Source organism: Vibrio sp. Vb0937, from assembly GCF_033338855.1.
Genome location: NZ_JAWOTK010000447.1, coordinates 1 through 1,049 on the forward strand (window position 1 = coordinate 1; position 1,049 = coordinate 1,049).

General features: G+C 47.9%; 2 protein-coding genes. Both read right to left on the reverse strand.

What is annotated here, in order from left to right; genetic code table 11:
* On the reverse strand, positions 1–153 hold a 153-nt coding region (locus R7P67_RS26395; protein ID WP_318086525.1), incomplete at its 3' end, for an oligogalacturonate lyase family protein.
* Positions 154–209: 56 nt separating this feature from the next.
* Positions 210–1,049 (reverse strand): sodium:solute symporter family transporter (locus R7P67_RS26400; RefSeq protein WP_411912824.1); only part of this gene is annotated, 840 nt, incomplete at its 5' end.

Here is a 1,049-nt window from a genome sequence, read left to right on the forward strand (position 1 = left end):
CAGCAGCTTTTTTCCATCCTGAGTAAAGCACTTCTGGTAAAAGTAGTTACGGTGACAAATCACGTCCGTTGGCGTTAATCGCGTCACTTTCACTTGGGTATCACTATCAACAAACGTTTCGAAGTTGAGAGTAATCACATCACCTTTAGCCATAATATATCTCCACAAAAGGGCTGCCCAAGCGAGGGCAGCCAAAACAAAAATTCAGATTATTGGGTCGTTGTCGCGGCTACTTTAGAGGGCTGCGTGTCTAGCTTGGCACTCTTCTTCAAGCCGTAGCCCACAGCAAAGACTGACGCTGCACAAGCAAGGAACAATAGGCGGCCCCATAGTGGGTTAGGAATCAACACCATCAGTGTTAAACCTGCGGCCATGTAGATAACCAGCGTACCCAATTTCGCGCGTTGCATGCGGTCAACAATGTCTTGGCCTTCTTCTGCAACACACTCGGTGTCCACATCTTTAAAGAATTCCGCCGTTGTCTCTTTGTGCGTGTCTGTTTCTTCTTTGTAGAACAGAGTCGATAGGCAGAAGAAACCAGCAGTAAAGACAAGGTGAGCAGCAATGGTGATCATTGTGCGCATTTCACCTGCTTCGCGGCGTGTTAGCTCATCCATACCGAACCAGCTACCAACAAATTCTGGAGTGAAGATTTTCACCACTGACCAAGAGACAAACATACCAACCACAACTGTTGCCCATGGTGCCCATTTCGGCGTTCTGCGAATGATGATGCCAAGGAACAATGGAACGAGGATTGGTGATTGAAGTAGCGTCGCCACTTGCATCATTAGGTCAAACAAGCTTAGGTGCTTCAATGAGTTGAAGAACTGAGCCATCATGATAACGAGGATGCCGTTCACCAAACATGCGATTTGACCAGCACGCAGTAGCTCTTTATCCGAAGCTTGGCCTTTACGCACGATGTTTGAGTAGAAGCTGCGAACGAAAATACCTGAGTTACGGTTTAGTGCAGAGTCCATCGAAGACATGGTCGCCGCAAACAGACCTGCCATGAGCAGACCAACGGTGCCTAGAGGCATTGTTTC